At 64.1% G+C, this 17,812-nt stretch carries 15 protein-coding genes; 7 read left to right on the top strand and 8 right to left on the bottom strand.

Annotation, left to right across the window (positions count from 1 at the left end):
• Position 1 precedes the first annotated feature (1 nt).
• From KIG99_RS02890 to KIG99_RS02875, 4 genes are all read left to right on the top strand, one after another.
• Complete coding sequence (locus tag KIG99_RS02890; protein ID WP_226458748.1) at positions 2-1,288, top strand: acetyl-CoA C-acetyltransferase; 1,287 nt, start codon at positions 2-4, stop codon at positions 1,286-1,288.
• A 2-nt stretch (positions 1,289-1,290) separates the two neighbouring features.
• A complete protein-coding gene (locus KIG99_RS02885) occupies positions 1,291-2,232 on the top strand; it encodes a DegV family protein (protein ID WP_226458747.1) in 942 nt (313 codons plus the stop codon).
• Between the two features lie 10 nt (positions 2,233-2,242).
• The gene (locus KIG99_RS02880) at positions 2,243-4,165 is read left to right on the top strand and encodes a 3-hydroxyacyl-CoA dehydrogenase NAD-binding domain-containing protein (RefSeq protein WP_226458746.1); all 1,923 of its coding nucleotides are present in this window, start codon (positions 2,243-2,245) and stop codon (positions 4,163-4,165) included.
• A 212-nt stretch (positions 4,166-4,377) separates the two neighbouring features.
• Positions 4,378-5,628, top strand: coding sequence for an OmpP1/FadL family transporter (locus KIG99_RS02875; protein ID WP_226458745.1), 1,251 nt, complete (start codon positions 4,378-4,380; stop codon positions 5,626-5,628).
• 49 nt (positions 5,629-5,677) lie between these two features.
• Here the strand turns inward: KIG99_RS02875 and KIG99_RS02870 are convergent, their stop codons facing one another.
• From KIG99_RS02870 to KIG99_RS02850, 5 genes are read right to left on the bottom strand one after another with little or no spacing between them, the layout of a single operon-like run.
• Positions 5,678-7,018: an ATP-binding protein gene (locus tag KIG99_RS02870; RefSeq protein ID WP_226458744.1), complete on the bottom strand. Its 1,341-nt coding sequence runs from the start codon at positions 7,016-7,018 to the stop codon at positions 5,678-5,680.
• The gene (locus KIG99_RS02865) at positions 7,015-7,671 is read right to left on the bottom strand and encodes a response regulator (protein WP_226458743.1); all 657 of its coding nucleotides are present in this window, start codon (positions 7,669-7,671) and stop codon (positions 7,015-7,017) included. The genes KIG99_RS02870 and KIG99_RS02865 overlap by 4 nt, the downstream gene beginning before the upstream one ends.
• Positions 7,672-7,683: 12 nt before the next feature.
• On the bottom strand, positions 7,684-8,289 hold the full coding sequence (locus KIG99_RS02860) for a cytochrome b/b6 domain-containing protein (RefSeq protein WP_226458742.1): 606 nt from the start codon (positions 8,287-8,289) through the stop codon (positions 7,684-7,686).
• 3 nt (positions 8,290-8,292) lie between these two features.
• Positions 8,293-8,757, bottom strand: coding sequence for a diheme cytochrome c (locus KIG99_RS02855; RefSeq protein ID WP_226458741.1), 465 nt, complete (start codon positions 8,755-8,757; stop codon positions 8,293-8,295).
• Between the two features lies 1 nt (position 8,758).
• Positions 8,759-9,163 carry a DUF1924 domain-containing protein gene (locus KIG99_RS02850; protein ID WP_226458740.1) on the bottom strand — a complete coding sequence of 135 codons (405 nt, stop codon included), beginning with the start codon at positions 9,161-9,163 and terminating at the stop codon, positions 8,759-8,761.
• Positions 9,164-9,379: 216 nt separating this feature from the next.
• Between KIG99_RS02850 and KIG99_RS02845 the strand changes: the two genes are divergently transcribed.
• The 3 genes from KIG99_RS02845 (at position 9,380) to KIG99_RS02835 (ending at position 12,966) form a co-directional block, all read left to right on the top strand.
• Complete coding sequence (locus tag KIG99_RS02845) at positions 9,380-11,023, top strand: tetrathionate reductase family octaheme c-type cytochrome (protein ID WP_226458739.1); 1,644 nt, start codon at positions 9,380-9,382, stop codon at positions 11,021-11,023.
• Positions 11,016-11,624, top strand: coding sequence for a cytochrome b/b6 domain-containing protein (locus KIG99_RS02840; RefSeq protein WP_226458738.1), 609 nt, complete (start codon positions 11,016-11,018; stop codon positions 11,622-11,624). The genes KIG99_RS02845 and KIG99_RS02840 overlap by 8 nt, the downstream gene beginning before the upstream one ends.
• 202 nt (positions 11,625-11,826) lie before the next feature.
• Positions 11,827-12,966 (top strand): NAD(P)/FAD-dependent oxidoreductase, encoded by a 1,140-nt coding sequence (locus tag KIG99_RS02835; RefSeq protein ID WP_226458736.1) that lies wholly within the window; start codon positions 11,827-11,829, stop codon positions 12,964-12,966.
• Positions 12,967-13,174: 208 nt separating this feature from the next.
• On the opposite strand, the gene KIG99_RS02830 is transcribed toward KIG99_RS02835, so the two are convergent.
• From KIG99_RS02830 to KIG99_RS02820, 3 genes are read right to left on the bottom strand one after another with little or no spacing between them, the layout of a single operon-like run.
• Positions 13,175-14,434 carry a TolC family protein gene (locus KIG99_RS02830; protein WP_226458734.1) on the bottom strand — a complete coding sequence of 420 codons (1,260 nt, stop codon included), beginning with the start codon at positions 14,432-14,434 and terminating at the stop codon, positions 13,175-13,177.
• Positions 14,431-14,733: a DUF3240 family protein gene (locus KIG99_RS02825; RefSeq protein ID WP_226458732.1), complete on the bottom strand. Its 303-nt coding sequence runs from the start codon at positions 14,731-14,733 to the stop codon at positions 14,431-14,433. Before KIG99_RS02825 ends, KIG99_RS02830 begins: the two co-directional genes overlap by 4 nt.
• Positions 14,726-17,812: an efflux RND transporter permease subunit gene (locus tag KIG99_RS02820; RefSeq protein ID WP_226458731.1), complete on the bottom strand. Its 3,087-nt coding sequence runs from the start codon at positions 17,810-17,812 to the stop codon at positions 14,726-14,728. Before KIG99_RS02820 ends, KIG99_RS02825 begins: the two co-directional genes overlap by 8 nt.

Raw genomic sequence — 17,812 nt, 5'->3', positions numbered from 1 at the left:
CATGGGCAAGACGATCTACGTGGTCGACGGCGCGCGGACGCCGTTTTTGAAGGCACAGAAAGGGCCGGGGCCGTTCGCGGCCTCCGATCTGGCAACCCAGGCCGGGCGCGCCTTGCTGCTGCGTCAGCCCTTTCTGCCCAGCGATCTCGACGAGGTGATTCTTGGCTGCGCCGCGCCCTCGCCGGACGAAACCAATATCGGCCGCATGGTTGCGCTGCGCCTCGGTTGCGGCAACAAGGTGCCGGGCTGGACGGTGATGCGCAATTGCGCCAGCGGCATGCAGGCGCTCGATTCGGCCATCGCCAACATTCAGTGCGGGCGTGCCGAGCTGATCCTGGCTGGCGGCGTCGATGCCTTGTCGCGCGCGCCCTTGCTCTATTCGGACACGATGGTGCGCTGGTTCTCCGGCATGATGAGCCTTCGCACGGTCAACCAGAAAATCGGGCACTTTTTGAAATTGAAGCCGGGTGCCTTGCTGAGCCCGGTGATCGGCCTGATGAAAGGCCTCACCGATCCGGTGGTCGGCTTGTTGATGGGCCAGACTGCCGAGAATCTGGCCTGGAAGTTCGGCATCAGCCGGCAGCAGATGGATGAATTCGCCGTGCGCAGTCACCAGCGCGCGCTGGCCTCGCGCGTCGCCGGTCATCTTGACGAGATCGTGCCGGTGGTCGATGGCAACGGCAATGTCTATGCCGAGGATGACGGCGTGCGCGCCGACGCCAGCATGGCCGGCATGGCCAAGCTCAAGCCCTTCTTCGACAAGAAGTACGGCAAGATCACCGCCGCCAACAGTTCGCAGATCACCGACGGCGCCGCCTGGCTGATCCTGGCTTCCGAAGAAGCCGTGCAGAAGTGGAATCTGAAGCCGCTCGGCAAGATCGTCGACAGCCAGTGGTCCGGCCTCGATCCGGCGCAGATGGGCCTCGGCCCGGTGCATGCGGCGACGCCCATCCTGCAGCGGCATGGCCTCGGTCTGGCCGACATCGATGCCTGGGAACTCAACGAAGCGTTTGCGGCGCAGGTCATGGGCTGCCAGGCGGCCTGGCAATCGGACGAATACTGCCGCGAGCAGCTCGGTCTGCCCGGCGCGCTGGGCAGCATTGCCGAAGAGAAACTCAACGTGGACGGCGGTGCCGTGGCGCTCGGCCATCCGGTCGGCGCTTCCGGTGCGCGCATCGTGCTGCATCTTCTGCATGTGCTGCGCCGGCAGCAGGCCAAACGCGGCATTGCCACGATCTGTATCGGCGGCGGCCTGGGCGGTGCGATGCTGGTCGAGGCGGCGGGCTGACGATGCGCATCGGTATCGTTGTCGATTCCGCCTGCGATCTGCCGCGCGAGTTTCTCGACCGGCACGATGTGGTGGTGATGCCGATCACGCTGCGCATCGGCGAGAACCTGATCGAGGATCAGCGCGATCCGGGGGCGACCCAGAATTTCTATGCGACGCATCTGGATCGCAAGAGTGAGGATTTCGCCGAGTCGATTCCCTATTCGCCGACCCAGATCGAGATGCTGTTTCTCGAGCGCCTGGTGATCGATTACGACTATGTGTTCTGCCTGACCATCACGGCGACGCGCAGTCCGATCTTTGCGCATGCGATGCAGGCTTCGCGCGCCATCCTCAACCGCTACAAGCCGATCCGGCGCGCGCTCGGGATGACCGAGCGTTTCGGCCTGGCGGTTTTATCGACGCGCAACCTGTTTACCGGTCAGGCCGTGCCGGTTGCTGAAGCAGTGCGCCTGATCCGCCTGGGCGGCACGCCGAGCGAAATCGGCATGCGCCTGCAACATCTGATCGAGCACACCCACACCTACCTGGTGCCGGCCGATCTGTTCCATATTTACAAGCGGGCTTCCCGCAAGGGCGATACCAGCATCGGCTGGGGTTCCTACACCCTGGGCTCGTGGCTGGACGTCAAACCCATCCTGTATTGCAACCGCGATGTGACCAGCACGGTCGACAAGGTGCGCGGCTTCGAAACCGGCGTCGAGAAGATTTTCTCGCTGGCGGCGCAACGCCTGCTCGCCGGCCTTGAGGCGCCGAGCGTCTGCATCAGCTATGGCGGCGAGCCGGTGGCGGTTACCCGCCTGCCCGGTTACCGCCAGCTGGCAAAAGAGGCGGAAGACAACGGCGTCAGCCTGCTGATCTCGCCGATGAGCAAGACGGCGGCCGTCAACGTCGGGCCTGGCGCCCTGTCCCTGGCCTTCGCGGCCAAACAAAGCATGCACTGAGACAAAAAACATGAGCGATCTTGATCTGCAACACTGGCGCCTGGAAGTCGATGCCGAAGGTATCGCCTGGGCCATCCTCGACAAGCGCGGCGAGTCGGCGAATTCCCTGTCCACGGCGGTGACCGGCGAACTGGCACAAATCCTCGACCGCCTCGATGTTTACACCCCGAAGGCGCTGATCATCCGTTCCGGCAAGGACGCCGGATTCGTGGCCGGCGCCGACATCGGCGAATTTACCCAGCTCGACACCCCGGAAAAGGGGCGGGCGCTGGTGGCGCGCGGCTGGGAACTGTTCAACCGCCTGGCCGCGGTCAAATACCCGACGCTGGCGCTGGTGCGCGGTCACTGCCTGGGTGGCGGCCTGGAACTGGCATTGGCCTGCCGTTACCTGCTGGCGGTCGACGAGCCATCGACCAAGCTCGGCCTGCCCGAAGTCATGCTCGGCATCTTCCCCGGCTGGGGCGGCATGCTGCGTTTGCCGCAGCGGGTCGGCCCGGCGGCCGCGCTCGACATGATGCTGACCGGCCGTACGGTCGACGCCAAAAAAGCGAAGAAAACCGGCCTCGCCGACGATTGCGTACCGCCGCGCGTCATGGAAATGGCGGCCCGCCAGCTGGTGCTGTCCGGCCAGCCGCGCCGGCCGCTGCCTGTGCTGCAGCGCCTGCTCAACGGTCCGCTCAAGGGCGTGGTGGCGAGCGGTGCGCGCAAGCAGGTGGCGAAAAAGGCGCGACCGGAGCATTACCCGGCGCCGTACGCGATCATCGACATCTGGCAGAAGTACAACGGCAATGCGCTGGCGGCACCGGAAATCGTCGATCGCATCATCCGCTCGCCGACGGCGCGCAATCTGGTGCGCGTCTTCTTCATGCAGGAGCGCCTCAAGGCTTTCGGCAAGGAGTCGGACTTCAAGGCGCAGCGCGTACATGTCATCGGCGCCGGCGTCATGGGGGGCGACATTGCCGCCTGGTGCGCCCTGCGCGGCATGACGGTGACGCTGCAGGACCAGAGCCTGGAACGCATGGGGCCGGCCCTCAAGCGTGCCCGCCAGCTTTTCGAACGGCGCCTGCGCGATCCGCTCAAGGCGCGCTCTGCCTTCGATCGCCTGATCCCCGATGTGCATGGCGACGGCGTGCCGCACGCCGATGTCGTCATCGAAGCCATCTTCGAGGATGTCGCCGCCAAGCATGCGCTGATCGCGGCACTCGAACCGCGCATGCAGGCGGGGGCGGTGCTCGCCACCAACACCTCCAGCCTGCGCCTCGAAGACCTGCGCACGGTGCTGGCCCGGCCGGAACGCCTGGTCGGCATCCATTTCTTCAACCCGGTGGCGATGATGCCGCTGGTCGAGGTCGTCGAGGCCGGGGGCGCCGATCCGCGGATGGTGCAGGCCGCCTGCGCCTTCGTGCGGCAGATCGACAAGTTGCCCCTGCCGGTCAAGAGTGCGCCGGGCTTCCTGGTCAATGCCGTGCTGGCGCCCTACATGCTGGCCGCGATGCGGGCGGTCGACAGTGGAATTTCGCCGGAAACGGTGGATGAGGCGATGATCGCTTTCGGCATGCCGATGGGCCCGATCGAGCTGATCGACACGGTCGGGCTCGACATCGCGATGGCTGCCGGCAAGCAACTGGCGGGTGGCGCTGACGCGCCGGCCTGTCTGTTGCGCCGGGTCGAGGCCGGTCAGCTCGGCAAGAAGAGCGGCCAGGGCTTCTATGCCTGGACCGATGGCAAGCCGGGCAAGGGCAGTGCCGGCGCAGTGCCGGCCGGTCTTGCCGACAGTCTGGTCCGGCCGCTCATTGAGCGCGTCGAGCAACTGGTTGCCGACGGTGTCGTGGCCGATGCCGAACTGGCCGATGCCGGCGTGATCTTCGGTACTGGGTTTGCACCGTTTACCGGTGGACCGCTGAGTTTTCGCGATTTCCAGGTAAAAACCTGAACTTTTTTAGGGGCTTTCCAATATCGCTAGTGCTGGATTTGGAAACCCTCCCGGCCTCGGTTTTTATGAATTTTTAGCGTGGCGTTGTTTATTTACAACAGTCGTTTGAATTAATGTCGATCAAACGGTATTTCAAACGTTTGTTTGAGTTTTAATTGCAGTGGCAGTACCGGAGATTGATTCCGGATATAAACAAAACAGGAGACAAACCAATGAACAAAATGATCACCCCGCGCCTGATACCGGCCCTGATCGCCGTGGCCTTCTCTGGCGCGGCCAGCGCCTCGGGCTTCCAGTTGCTGGAGCAGAATGCCAGTGGCCTCGGTAATGCCTACGCCGGTTCGGCCGCGGTTGCCGAAAACGCCAGCACGATTTTCTACAACCCGGCCGGCATGACCGAGTTGAAGGGAATCAGCGTTTCGGTCGGCATCAATGCCATCCGTCCGAGCTTCCAATTTACCAATAATGCGTCCACCAATCCGGTGGCCATGGGTGGTGGCGCTGCTACCGGTGGTGCTGGCGGTGATGCAGCAGGAAGTTGGGCGCCTTTGCCGAATGGCTACATGGCTTACCAAATTAACGACAAATGGCATATTGGTGTCGGTTTTGGCGCCCCCTTCGGCTTGGCAACGGAATACGATGAAAACTGGGCCGGGCGCTATCACTCGATCAAGTTCGACATCAAGACCTACAACCTGAATCCGTCGGTGGCCTACAAGGTCAATGAGTTCATCTCTATCGGTGTGGGGGTGAACTGGCAGCGCATTGAAGCGGAATACATCAAGCGTGCGGTGCTCGGAGCAGGTGTTTCAGCGTTGGTTACCAACAAGCTTGAAGGCGATGCCTGGGGGTGGAATGTGGGGGCAACCATCCAGCCGCGCCCGGATACGCGGATCGGTATTTCCTATCGCTCGACCATCAAGCACAAGGCCTCGGGTGACCAGAATTTCTCGAATGGCTTGAGTTCTTCCGCCAGGGCCGAGGTTGAACTGCCCGATACCTTCATCCTGAGCGCCGTACACAACCTCAACGATCGTTGGGACCTGCTGGCCGACGCCTCGTGGACCGGCTGGAGCAGCATTCCGAAACTGACCATTGTCAGCGGTATTGCCTCGGATTCGCTGAATCTGCAGTTCCGCGATACCTGGCGTTTTGCCGCCGGTGCCAATTACAAGGTCAATGATGCCTGGAAACTGAAAATGGGCATCGCCTACGACCAGTCGCCTGTGTACGAGGCCCAGCATCGCCCGGCTTCCCTGCCCGACAACAATCGCACCTGGTTCTCGCTCGGTTTGCAGTATGCACCGTCCAAGACCTCGACCATTGATGTCGGTTATTCCTACCTGATGGTCGAATCGACCGATGTCTCGAACGACGAGAGTTTGGCAACGCGTGGCCTGCTTAGCGGCACCTACGATTCGCATGCGCACATTGTCGGCATGCAGTACTCGGCAAGCTTCTGATCCGGAAACATCCCTGCGTCAAATTTGCCCCGGCCTGTCCGGGGTTTTTTTATTTCTGCTTCGGCCAGACGACGCTGGCGTTGAGGCCCGGCGGGATGGGCGCGTCGGCGAGTTCAAGGCGGGCGCCGTGCAGTTCGGCGATGCGCGTCACGATGGCCAGGCCCAGGCCACTGCCCGGTTGTTCGCTCTCGTTGAGGCGATGGAAGGGGCGCAGGACCGTGGCGCGTTCGCTTGCCGGGATGCCCGGGCCGCTGTCGCTGACCTCAAGCCGGCAATGACCGTCGGTATGGCCGATGTTGACGCGGACCCGGCCGCCCGGTGGCGTGTAGCGGATCGCGTTGTCGACCAGGTTGCGGATCAGCACGCGCAGCCATTCGCCCTGGCCGGTCACTGTGCAGCCCGATTCGCTGGTGAAATCGAAGTCGAGATTTTTGTCGAGAATGAGGATGCCGAGTTCGGCGCAGACGGATTCGGTGATTTCCGCGAGGTCGACCGTCTGGGCGTTGGGCAGGCCGGACTCCGGGTCGAGGCGGGCCAGTTGCAGCATCTGGTCGACCAGGTGCGAGGCGCGCAAGAGGCCGCTTTGCAGTTGCAGCAGCGAGCGGTCGCGTTCGCCGTCGTCGCGGGCCCGCATCGCCACCTGGAGTTGCGCCTGCAGCGCGGCGAGCGGGGTGCGCAGTTCGTGTGCGGCATCGGCGGTGAAGCGGCGTTCGCTCTCGAGCGCCGTTTCGACTCTGAGGAACAGGCTGTTCAGGGCTTCCAGCATGGGGCGGATTTCTTCCGGGGCCGATACTGGCGACAGCGCCTGCAATTGTTGCGGGGCGCGGCTGGCAATCTGGCTGGCGATGTCGCGCAGCGGGGTCAGGCCTTGCCGGGTGGCGAGCCAGACCCAGAGCCCGATCAGCGGCAGGCCGAAAAGCGCGGGAAAGAGCAGGCGCCAGGCGATGTGGCCGATCAAATCATCACGGATGTGGTGATTTTCGCTGACCTGGACCTGTAGCGTACGTTCGTTGTTCCAGCGGCTGAAGTGGCGCCAGTGACCATCGTCGTCATGCGTTTCGGAAAACCCGGAAGTGGCAGTCAGTGCGGTTTCCGGTGCGTTGTTGGAGCGCATCATCAGTTTGCCGTCGGCGCGCCAGATCTGGAAGCGCAGGCGGCGCTGGTATTTGTGGGCGGCTTCGCCGAAATCCTCGATGTCGTGGTCGCGGTCGTGCGCGGCGAGGGCGAGCAGGGTTTGCGCCGCCTGGGCAAGCTGGGCGTCGAACAGTTCATCGACTTCGTGGTGCGCGTCAATGTAGCTGAACACCATGGTCACCAGCCAGGCCGCGGCAACGCCGCCGAGCAGCAGGGCGAGCAGGCGGCGGCGCAGCGAGAACCAGACGGTGCTCATTTCGGAATGGTGTAGCCGACGCCGCGCAGTGTGCGGATCAAATCGCTGCCCAGCTTCTTGCGCAGGTGGTGGATATGGACTTCGAGCGCGTTGCTGTCCGGCTCGTCGCGCCAGCCGTACATCGACTGTTCGAGCTGGCTGCGGGTGAGGACCCGGCCGGCACTTTCGAGCAGCATCTGGAGCAGCGAGAATTCGCGGCTGGAGAGTTCGACCGGCTGGCCGGCCAGCGTCACGCTGTGTGCCGCCGGATCGAGCGCCAGTTCGCCGTGGAGCAGCAGCGGGGCGGCGCGTCCGGCGCTGCGCCGGGTCAGGGCGCGGATGCGGGCGGTCAGTTCGTCGAGGTCGATCGGCTTGACGAGATAATCGTCGGCACCGGCATCGAGTCCCGACACCTTGTCGCCGGTCGCGTCACGCGCCGTCAGGATGAGGATGGGCACGCCCAGGCCGCGGCTGCGGGCGCGGCTCAGGACTTCCATGCCGGACAGCTTGGGCAGGCCGAGGTCGAGTACGACGAAATCGAAGCTTTCAGTCTGCAGGGCGGTGTCGGCGGAATTGCCGTCGCGCAGCCAGTCGACCGCAAAGCCGGCCTGGCGCAGGCCGACGGTCAGGCCGTCGCCGAGTTGGGGATCGTCTTCAACGAGTAATATGCGCATGGCCGGATTCTATCAGCTAGCCATCCACCAGCCGGCGAGCACGATCCAGGCAAGCAGGACGACGGCGGCGAGCGGACGGGCGGAACTGATCGCAGCATCGGGCTGGCCTTCCTTTTTACCGGTCAACATCGCCCGGACGAGGTTTTCGCCATGCAGGAAACTGCCGGACACGACGCCGGCCAGATGCACGAAGACGACGATCAGCATGGCGGTGGCCAGGCCTTCGTGCAGTTCTTCGAACAGGTCGCCGCCGAGTTCGTTATAGGTCGCCCAGCCGGCCAGGCTGGTCAGCAGCCCGAGGCCGAGCAGCAGCACGATGGCCCAGCCGCCGGCCGGGTTATGGCCGACATGGTGGGCGGGGTCGAGCTTGAGCAGGCCGTTCATGTAGTCCTTGACGGCGTGCGGGCCGCGCACGAATTCGGCGAAACGGGCATAGCGCGTGCCAATGAAGCCCCAGGGCAGGCGGAAGGCGGCGACGGCAAACACGGTGGCGCCGGCAAAGACATGGACCAGGCGGAAGGTTTCGCTTTCGGCTGTCAGCCAGGCGACAGCGAAGGCGACGGCCATCAGCCAGTGACCGATGCGCACCGGCCAGTCCCAGACGAGGATTTTTTGCATGCTCTACTCCCGCAGTTCCGGAATTGCGATGTCGTGCTCGCTGAAACGGCCAGCGGCGGCATGCGTGTGACAGGCTTCGCAGTTGGCGGCCGATTTGATGCGCGGATCGCGCCAGAAGCGGGCCGGGATCTCGTCATGCTTGCGCACGAACCTGGCCGTCTTGCTGATGCGCGGCGGCTCACCGGCAACGTTCGGCGCAGTGCCGGACTTGCCGGCATGCTTCTCGAGGAAGGCGCTGATTTCCTGCTTCTGCACGGTGTCGACCGTTGCGTCGCTGGCGAAGTGCTTGTCCAGTGTCGCCATGACCCGGCGCCAGTCGGCGGCGCCGAGCAGGGCGGGCGGATAGGCGAGGTGGCAGCTGCCGCATTCCGTCTTGAAGCTGGCCGGGGTGTCGGCCGGCAAGGGCAGGCGGTCGGCGAAGGCGGGCAGCGCGACGGCGACTAGCGTGATCAGGCAAAGGCGTTTCATCTCAGCGCACCTCGCTCATGTAGGCGACGAAATCGGCCTTTTCGCCGGGCGTACAGGCGCGTCCGACGACTTCCTTGCAGTTGCGGCCGAACCATTTTTCAACCTTGGCCGGGTCGCTGAAACGTTCCGCATTGGCGGCGACGGCGAGCGGCCGGATGGCCTTGCCGGTTATCGCATGCTGGCCGGCGTTGACCGGTTGGTCGGTATGGCAGCTGGTGCACGCCGGCATCTTGTCGTTCTGGTTGAAACGCTGGCGGAAGAAGGCTTCACCGCGTTTGGCCGAAGCCGTAAAGCCGGCTTGCTGGCCGGCCGCTTCAGCGCTGTAGGCCTGGCGGATCTGCTGCGGGGTTTCGGCTTGGGCGGCCAGGCTGACAAGCAGTAGGCACAGGGCAGAAAGGGCTTTCATGTGTTGTTCTCCTTTTCTTGTTGATGGGAAAGGAGTCTGCAGCCTGAGTCTTAAGGTGGGATTAGGCGAAACTTAAGCGGGGCTTAACGTCTTACCCCAGGCTCGCCTATGTTGTTAGTAACAGCATTTAATTATTTGCTTATAATGCAAGCAGGCAGCTGCGGGGCTGGGGTGTTTGATCGACATGGTCGAGCACTGACACAAGAGGGAGACACCATGAGAAACCATGTGCGCATACTGGTCGGCTCGGGGCTTCTGGCGTTCGCCTTGTTCGCGCAAGCGACTGGGGTGGCGTCACCGCAAGCTTCACCGACTCCTTCCGCGGGGGCGGAAACATCACGATCGACAACCGATCACAGCAAGCTGGAAGCGTTGAAGGGCCCGTTCAAGAGCGGGCCGGAGGTGACCAAGGCTTGCCTCTCCTGCCACAACAAGGCAGGGCATCAGGTGATGACGAGTCTTCACTGGACCTGGGAGACGACCAGTCCGACGACCGGTAAGAAGGTCGGTAAGAAATGGACGGCCAACAATTTCTGCGGCTCGCCGATTTCCAACGAGGCGCGCTGCACCAGTTGCCATGCCGGCTATGGCTGGAGCGACAAGAACTTCGATTTCACCAACCAGGACAACGTGGACTGCCTGGCCTGTCACGACAAGACCGGCACCTACAAGAAATTCGGCACCGACGCCGGCCATCCCTTGTACGCGGACCGCGAGTTCGAGCCCATGGAAGGTCCGCCGGGCAAGAAACAATTCAAGGCGCCCGACCTGACGAAAATTGCCCAGCATGTCGGCAAGCCGGGCAATGCCAATTGCGGTGCCTGCCACTTCAACGGCGGGGGCGGCGATGCGGTTAAGCACGGCGACCTCGATTCTTCGTTGAAGAATCCGCCGCGCGCCCTCGACGTTCACATGGCCAAGGACGGCGCCAACATGGTTTGCGCCGATTGCCACACCTTCAACGCGCACCAGCCCTCGGGCAGCCGTTACGCCGCGACCGCCAAGGACACGCATGGCCTCGACCTGCCCAAGGACGACCACAATCGCGCAACCTGCGAGTCCTGCCACGGTCCGGTGCCGCACAAGGAGGCCAAGATCAACAACCACACCAGCAAGGTGGCCTGCCAGACCTGCCATATTCCCGAGTTCGCGCGCGGCGGCATTGCCACCAAGATGTGGTGGGACTGGTCCACGGCCGGCAAGATGGACGCCGACGGCAAGCCGCTGTTCGTCAAGGACGAGCACGGCCACCTGTCGTATTCGGCAGCCAAGGGCGATTTCAGGTACGGCGAGAACGTCCGGCCGGTGTACAAGTGGTACAACGGCATCGTCCATCCGGTCAGCATCACCGACAAGATCGACGACAGCAAAGTGCTCGAATTGAATCGCGTCGAAGGCTCTGCCGCCGATCCGAACGCGCGCATCTGGCCGTTCAAGGTCATGCGCGGCAAGCAGGCCTACGACACCGAAAACAAGACGCTGGTGGTCAACCACGTCTTCGGCGATGACGACACGGCACTTTGGAAGCATTACGACTACGCCAAGTCGATCAAGGCGGGGATGGACTACGCCGGCCTGCCCTACAGCGGCAAGTTCGGTTTCATCGAAACGCAGATGAACTGGTTCATCACCCACATGGTAGCGCCCAAGGAAAAGGCCGTGCCCTGCCAGGAATGCCACACGCGTGCCGCCGACGGTCGACTTGCCGAAATCACCGATATTTACCTGCCCGGCCGTGATCGCAATGCGCTGGTCGATACGCTGGGCTGGCTCGCCGTTGCCGCCGCCATCGTCGTCGGCCTGACGCACGGCAGCGTGCGCTTCGTCACCCGCCGTCGCCAAGGAGCCCGTCATGACTAAGGAACGTATCTATATCTACAAGCGCTACGAGCGCTTCTGGCACTGGTCGCAGGCCTTGCTGATCATCGTGATGATGATCTCCGGCTTCGAGGTGCATGGCACTTACGACCTGCTCGGTTTCCGGAAGGCGGTCCAGCTGCATACCGTCGCCGCCTGGAGCCTGCTCGTGCTGTGGGCCTTCACCATCTTCTGGCAATTCACCACCGGCGAATGGCGGCAGTACCTGCCATCGCTCAAGAACGTGCTGGCGATGATCAAGTACTACGTCTTCGGCATTTTCGTCGGTGCGTCGCATCCCTTCCAGAAAACCGTGCAGCAGAAGCACAACCCGCTGCAGCGCCTCGCCTACCTGGCGCTGCTCGCCTTCATTTCGCCGCTGATCTGGGGTTCCGGCCTGCTCTACCTGTTTTACGGAAACTGGGCCGCGCTCGGCGTCGACCGCTACTTGTCGCTGGAGGTGGTGGCCATCGCCCACACCATCGGCGCCTTCATGATCACCGCTTTCTTCTTCATCCACGTCTATCTGACCACGACCGGCCATACCGTCTTCGCGCACATCAAGGCGATGATCACCGGCTGGGAGGATGCCGAGGAACACTGAGGCGGCATGCGGACAAAAATGGCGGAGCGTGGCTCCGCCATTTTTGTCTTGAAGTGACAGGCGTGGCACGCCAGCCGCGCAGCCGCTGATGAATCCGGCCGTCCGGCCGGGGATTCAAGGATGGCATGTATCTTGATACTGCCTGGCTTTGCGTGCCGTCCCCGAGGGCGGCGCGTGTGTATACATTCTGAAAGAACACCCAATGCCCAACGGAAATTCCCGTATCGTCATACTCGGTGCCGGCTTCGCGGCGCTCAGCGCGGCGCGCGAACTGCGCCGGCGGGCGCCCAAGGCGATGATCTCGCTGATCGCCCCGCGCGCTGAATTCGTCTATCTGCCCAGCCTGATCTGGGTGCCGCCCGGTATCCGCAAAGGCAGCGACCTGATCATCCCGCTGCAGCGATTCCTGCAGAAATACCGCATCAACCACTGCGCCTGCACCGTCACCGGTCTCAAGGATGGCGGCCGGACGGTCGTCACCGATCACGGTGAAGTTGCCAACGATGCGCTGATCATTGCGACCGGCGGTCGTTTCCTCAAGGGCATGCCGGGCATCGAACATGCGCTGACCCTGTGCGAAGGGGTGGCCGCGGCCGAACGCATCCGCGACCGGCTGGACAGCATGACGGGCGGTAATATCGCCTTCGGTTTCGGCGGCAATCCGCAGGAACCTTCGGCGATGCGCGGCGGGCCGATGTTCGAACTGCTGTTCGGGGTCGATACGATGTTGCGCCAGCAGGGCCGACGCGACAAGTTCCGGCTCACCTTCTTCAATGCCGCCGCCGAACCCGGCAAGCGCCTCGGCGAAAAGGCCGTCCGGAATCTTCTCGCCGAAATGGCGCGGCGCGGCATCGAAACCCATCTCGGCGAAAAGATCCTGCGTTTTACCGACCACTCGGTCGATACCGAAACGGCCAGCCTGCCGGCCGAGCTGATCCTTTTCATGCCCGGCCTGACCGGACCGCAATGGGCCGCCGAGAGCGGCATCGAACTCTCGGCCGGCGGTTTCTTTCCGGCCGACGAGTTCTGCGTCGTGACGGCCTGCCGCAAGGTTTTTGTCGCCGGCGATGCAGGCAGTTACCCCGGTCCGGACTGGCTGCCGAAACAGGCGCACATGGCCGATCTGCAAGCGAAAGCGGCGGCGGAAAATCTCCTGCTCGCCCTGCAGGGCAAGGCACCGGTGGCGCGTCCGCGGCCCGAACTGATCTGCATCGTCGATAGCGTGAACAGCGGCATGCTGGTCTATCGCGATCCGCAGCGCAGTTTCATGCTCCCTGCCTCGCGCCTGTTCCACTGGGCCAAGCGCTATTTCGAGGGGCATTACCTGCGTACCTTCAAATAAAGAAAAGATTGGCCGCCCGGCGGTTCGCAGGAACTCAAGGGCTTGTGCACCAAGGTCAATCATCTGGTTTGCGATCCCGGCATGAGGGACGGCGAACTGGCCGGGCGCTACGTTTTCGCCGGCAACGAAGAGAGGAACCGGCGCGCAACGGGACAGCCGACAGCAGGCGAAGACAAGCATTGAGTGCTTGCCCCGCCAGGCGGTCGACCTAATCGCCGGGGTGTTTTTCCTCGTCGAGCACCCATAGCCGGTGTGCATCGAGCAACAGCCGGTAGCGCAGTTCCAGCGCATCGAGCTGGAGCAGGCGGGCCGCCAGTTGCGCTTCGTTCGCCATGCGGCGGGCGGTGAGCAGGTCGTTGAGCGTCCCTTCGCCGAGCTGGTAGGCACGCGCCGTCATTTCGGCGGCGCGACTCAGGCGTTCGCCGGCGCCTTGTCCGGCCTGCCAGGTGGCGAGTGCGGCGCTGGCCGACTGATAGAGGCCGGCGGCTTCGGCGGCTATCCTTTGCGTTGCCGCGGCTTCGCGGCTGCCGGCGGCATCAGCCTGGGCGAGGGCGGCATCGGCGGTGGCGCGGCGCGCCGTACCGGGTAGCGGGATGCTGACATAGGCGCCGAGCACGCTCTCCTCGCCGGCGCGTTCGCGCGAGAACTGGATGCCGACCAGCGGGTCGGGCAGGCGGTCGCGCCCGGCGCGACCGGCGACGATGGTTGCCTTCTGCGCTTCGCCGCGGGCGACGCCGAGTTCGTGGCTGTGTTCGAGAATGGCTTCCACCCATTCGTTCTGGCTGCCGCTGACCGGCTGCGGTTCGGCAATGCTGGCCGGGACGTTGAGCGGCAGGCCGGGGAAGCGGCGGCGCAGGTCTTCCGCGGCGCGCTGCTGGCGCACCTTGGCCATGGTCTGTTGCGCCTCTGCCTGGGCAAGGGCGGCTTCGCTCTGGATGGTTTCCAGATGGGCGGCATCGCCTAGCTGCTGGCGGCGGCTGACGGCGGCCGCCTGTTTTTGCAACAGGGCAACCTGTTCGGTCCACTGCGCGGCAGCGGCATTTTCCCGCAGCCAGACAAACCAGGCAGCGAGCAGGGCGCGGCTGGTTTCGTGTAGCGCATCGCCATGCATGGTTTCGGCAACGCTGACGCCGGCGGCGCCGAGCTGGCTGTCGAGCGTGCCCTTGCCGGGCAGGCGCAGCGGCCGTTCGATCGCGGCATTCCATTCGTTGTAACGCTCGTTCGGGCCGGTCGTTGGATTGGTCTTGCGCTGTTGCCCACCGAGGCGCAGGCTCCATTCGTAATGCCCGGCTTCGAGGCTCGTCCGGTTGGCTTCTTCGGCGCGCACGTTGGAACCGGCGGCCTGGACACCCGGATTGGCGCGCAGGACCTGGGCGACGATCTCGGCCGGCGGCAGGTTGGGGGTGGCTTCGAGGGCCAGGGCGCAGTGGCCGAAGCTGGCGAGCAGGAGCGGAATGAGCTTTTTCACAGGCGTCCCATATCGATGACCGGTACCAGCCAGAAGAAGATGTTGGCGTTCGGCATGTTTTGTTTGATCAGGGTGAGGACTTCGCGCTTCGCGGCTTCCGGGCCGACGGTGCGGATCACGGTGCGCGGCGCGTGCCCGGCAACCAGTTCGGCATCCTCGACGAGCGGGATCACCGCGCCGTGGCCTTCGGCTGCATTGACCGTGAAGCCGGGGACCAGGTCGGGGCGCGCGAGCAGCAGATCCTCGACGTGCTGGGCGACGTTGTCGGGCATGATCAGGGTGAGCAGGACATCAGCCATGCGTGTTCTCCGTGAGATTGACCGTCCGCGCCACGCCGAAGCGGCGGAACAGGATGGGCAGCAAGACGAGGGTCAGGGCGGTCGACGTCAGCAAACCGCCGATAACCACGATGGCGAGCGGGCGTTGCACCTCCGAGCCGGGGCCGTTCGCGAACAACATCGGCACCAGGCCGAAGGCGGCGATGCTGGCGGTCATCAGTACCGGCCGCAGGCGGCGCTTGGCACCTTCGACGACGACTTCGGCAAGCGACAGGCCGCGCGCCAGCAACTGGTTGAAGTAGGTCACCATCACCACGCCGTTCAACACCGCGATGCCGAGCAGGGCGATGAAGCCGACCGAGGCCGGTACCGACAGGTATTCGCCGGCAATGAGCAGGCCGAAGATGCCGCCGATCATCGCGAACGGAATGTTGGAGAGGACCAGCAGGGCCTGCCGTACCGAGCCGAAGGTCGAGAAAAGCAGGAAGAAGATCAGCAGCAGGGCGACCGGCACGACGATCATCAGGCGTGCCGCGGCGCGTTGCTGGTTCTCGAACTGGCCGCCCCAGGCGATGCGGTAGCCCTGTGGCAGCTTGACCTGGCTGGCGACGGCGGCCTTGGCTTCATCGACGAAGCCAACCAGGTCGCGGTCGCGCACATTGGACTGGACGACGACGTAACGCTGGGCGTTTTCGCGGTCGACCTTGACCGGGCCGTCGATGCGCTCGATCTTGGCGATGCTGGCCAGTGGCACGCTGCCGCCAGCCGGTAGACTCAACCTGAGGGCGGAAAAGTCGGCGGCCGAGCCGCGCAGCGTTTCCGGCCCGCGCAGGATGACCGGCGTACGCCGTCCCTGCTCGATCACGGTGCCGACATTCCTGCCTTCGAGCAGGGCTTTGAGGTCGTTCTGGATGTCATCGACGTTGAGGCCGAAGCGGCCGGCCGCGAGCCGGTCGACGGCGATCTTGAGGTATTGCACGCCGTCGTTCTTGAGCGTGAAAGTGTCTTCGGCGCCGGGCACCTTTTTGACCGTATTTTCGATGTCGACCGCCAGCTGGTTGAGGGTGGCGAGGTCGGTGCCGTAAATCTTGATCGCGAGGTCGCCGCGCACGCCGGTCAGCATTTCCGAGACGCGCATGTCGATCGGCTGGGTGAAGGAGAAACCGATGCCCGGGAAATCCTCCATCACGGCGCGCATCTGGTCGGCCAGCCAGGCCGGGTCCGGCACGCGCCAGGTGTCGCGCGGCTGCAGCACCATGAAGGTGTCGGTCTGGTTCAGTCCCATCGGGTCGAGGCCGAGTTCGTCGGAACCGGCGCGGGCGACGATATCCCTCACTTCCGGGATCTTCGCCAGGATGGCCTGCTGCACGCGGCTGTCGATGTCCAGCGTCTGGTCGAGGCCGATCGAGGGCAGTTTCTCCAGCTGCATGATCATGTCGCCTTCGTCCATGGTCGGCATGAAACTCTTGCCGAGCAGCATGAAAGCGCCGGCGGCAGCGACCAGGGCGATGGTCGCACCGAGGATGAAGGTCCGGCTGTTGGTCAGTGCGGCACCGAGGATGCGGTCGTAGAGTGCGGCCAGCTTCCTGACCAGCCAGGGTTCGTGCTGCACGCCGCGCTTGATCAGGTAGGAGGCCAGCACCGGCACCACGGTCAGCGACAGCAAGAGCGATGAGGCGAGTGCGAAGACGATGGTCAGCGCGACCGGCCCGAACATCTTGCCTTCCAGGCCCTGCAGCGTGAGCAGCGGCAGAAAGACGATGATGATGATGACGATGCCCGAAGTCACCGGCGCGGCGACTTCGCGCGCGGCGCGGAAGATCAGGTGCAGGGTGGGTTGCTTGTCCTGCGCTTCGGCAAACTGGTTTTCGACGTTTTCGACGACGACCACGGCGGCATCGACCAGCATGCCGATGGCTATCGCGAGACCGCCCAGGCTCATCAGGTTGGCCGAAAGCCCGGCCATGCGCATCAGGATGAAGGTGGCGAGCGCCGAGAGCGGCAGCATCAGGGCAACGACGATGGCGGCGCGCAAATTGCCGAGGAAGGCGAGCAACAGCAGTACGACGAGCACGATGGCTTCGAACAGCGCCTTCGCGACGGTGCCGACGGCGCGCTCGACCAGGTTGCTGCGGTCGTAGAAAGCTTCGATCGTGACGCCGGCCGGCAGGGTCGGGGCGATTTCGGCGAGCCTGGTTTTGACGCCGGCGACCACGGTTTGCGCATTGGCGCCGCGCAGGCCGAGAACCAGGCCTTCGACCGCTTCGCCCTTGCCGCCCTTGGTGACTGCGCCGTAGCGGGTGAGGGCGCCGAGGCGGACTTCGGCGACATCGCCAATGCGCACGACGTTGCCATCCTTGTTTTGCAAAACAATGGCGCGCACGTCGTCGGCATTGCGAATGGCACCTTCGGCGCGTACCAGCAGCGACTCTTCGCCGTCGTTGAGGCGGCCGGCACCGTCGTTGCGGTTGTTGCTTTCGAGCACCGCCTGCAGGTCTTTCAGCGCCAGGCCGCGGGCGGCCAGGCTTTGCGGTTGCGGCACGATTTCAAAGGTGCGTACTTCGCCGCCCAGACTGTTGACGTCGGCGACGCCTGGAATGGTGCGCAGCTGTGGCCGGATCACCCAGTCGAGCAGGGCTCGCTTTTCCGAGAGCGACAGGTCGCCCTCGATGGTGAACATGAACATTTCGCCGAGCGGCGTGGTGATCGGCGCCATGCCGCCGGTGACGCCGGGCGGCAGGTTGCCCATCGCCGAATTGAGGCGTTCGCCGACCTGCTGGCGCGCCCAGTAGATATCGGTGCCGTCCTCGAAGTCGATGGTGATGTCGGTCAGCGCGTACTTGGAAGTCGAGCGCAGCAGGCGCTGGTTGGGGATGCCGAGCATTTCCTGCTCGACCGGCACGGCGAGGCGGGTTTCGACCTCTTCCGGCGTCATGCCCGGTGCCTTCAGGATGATCTTGACCTGGGTCGTCGAGACATCGGGAAAGGCGTCGATCGGCAGGCCCATGAAAGCCTGCACGCCGGCGCCGATCAGCATGGCGGTGAGGACCAGCAGCAACAGGCGCTGGGTCAGCGAGAAACGGATCAGGGCGGCCAGCAT

The sequence above is a fragment of the Quatrionicoccus australiensis genome, assembly GCF_020510425.1.
GTDB classification, from domain to species: domain Bacteria; phylum Pseudomonadota; class Gammaproteobacteria; order Burkholderiales; family Rhodocyclaceae; genus Azonexus; species Azonexus australiensis_A.
This window is presented reverse-complemented; position numbering and strand designations above follow the sequence as displayed.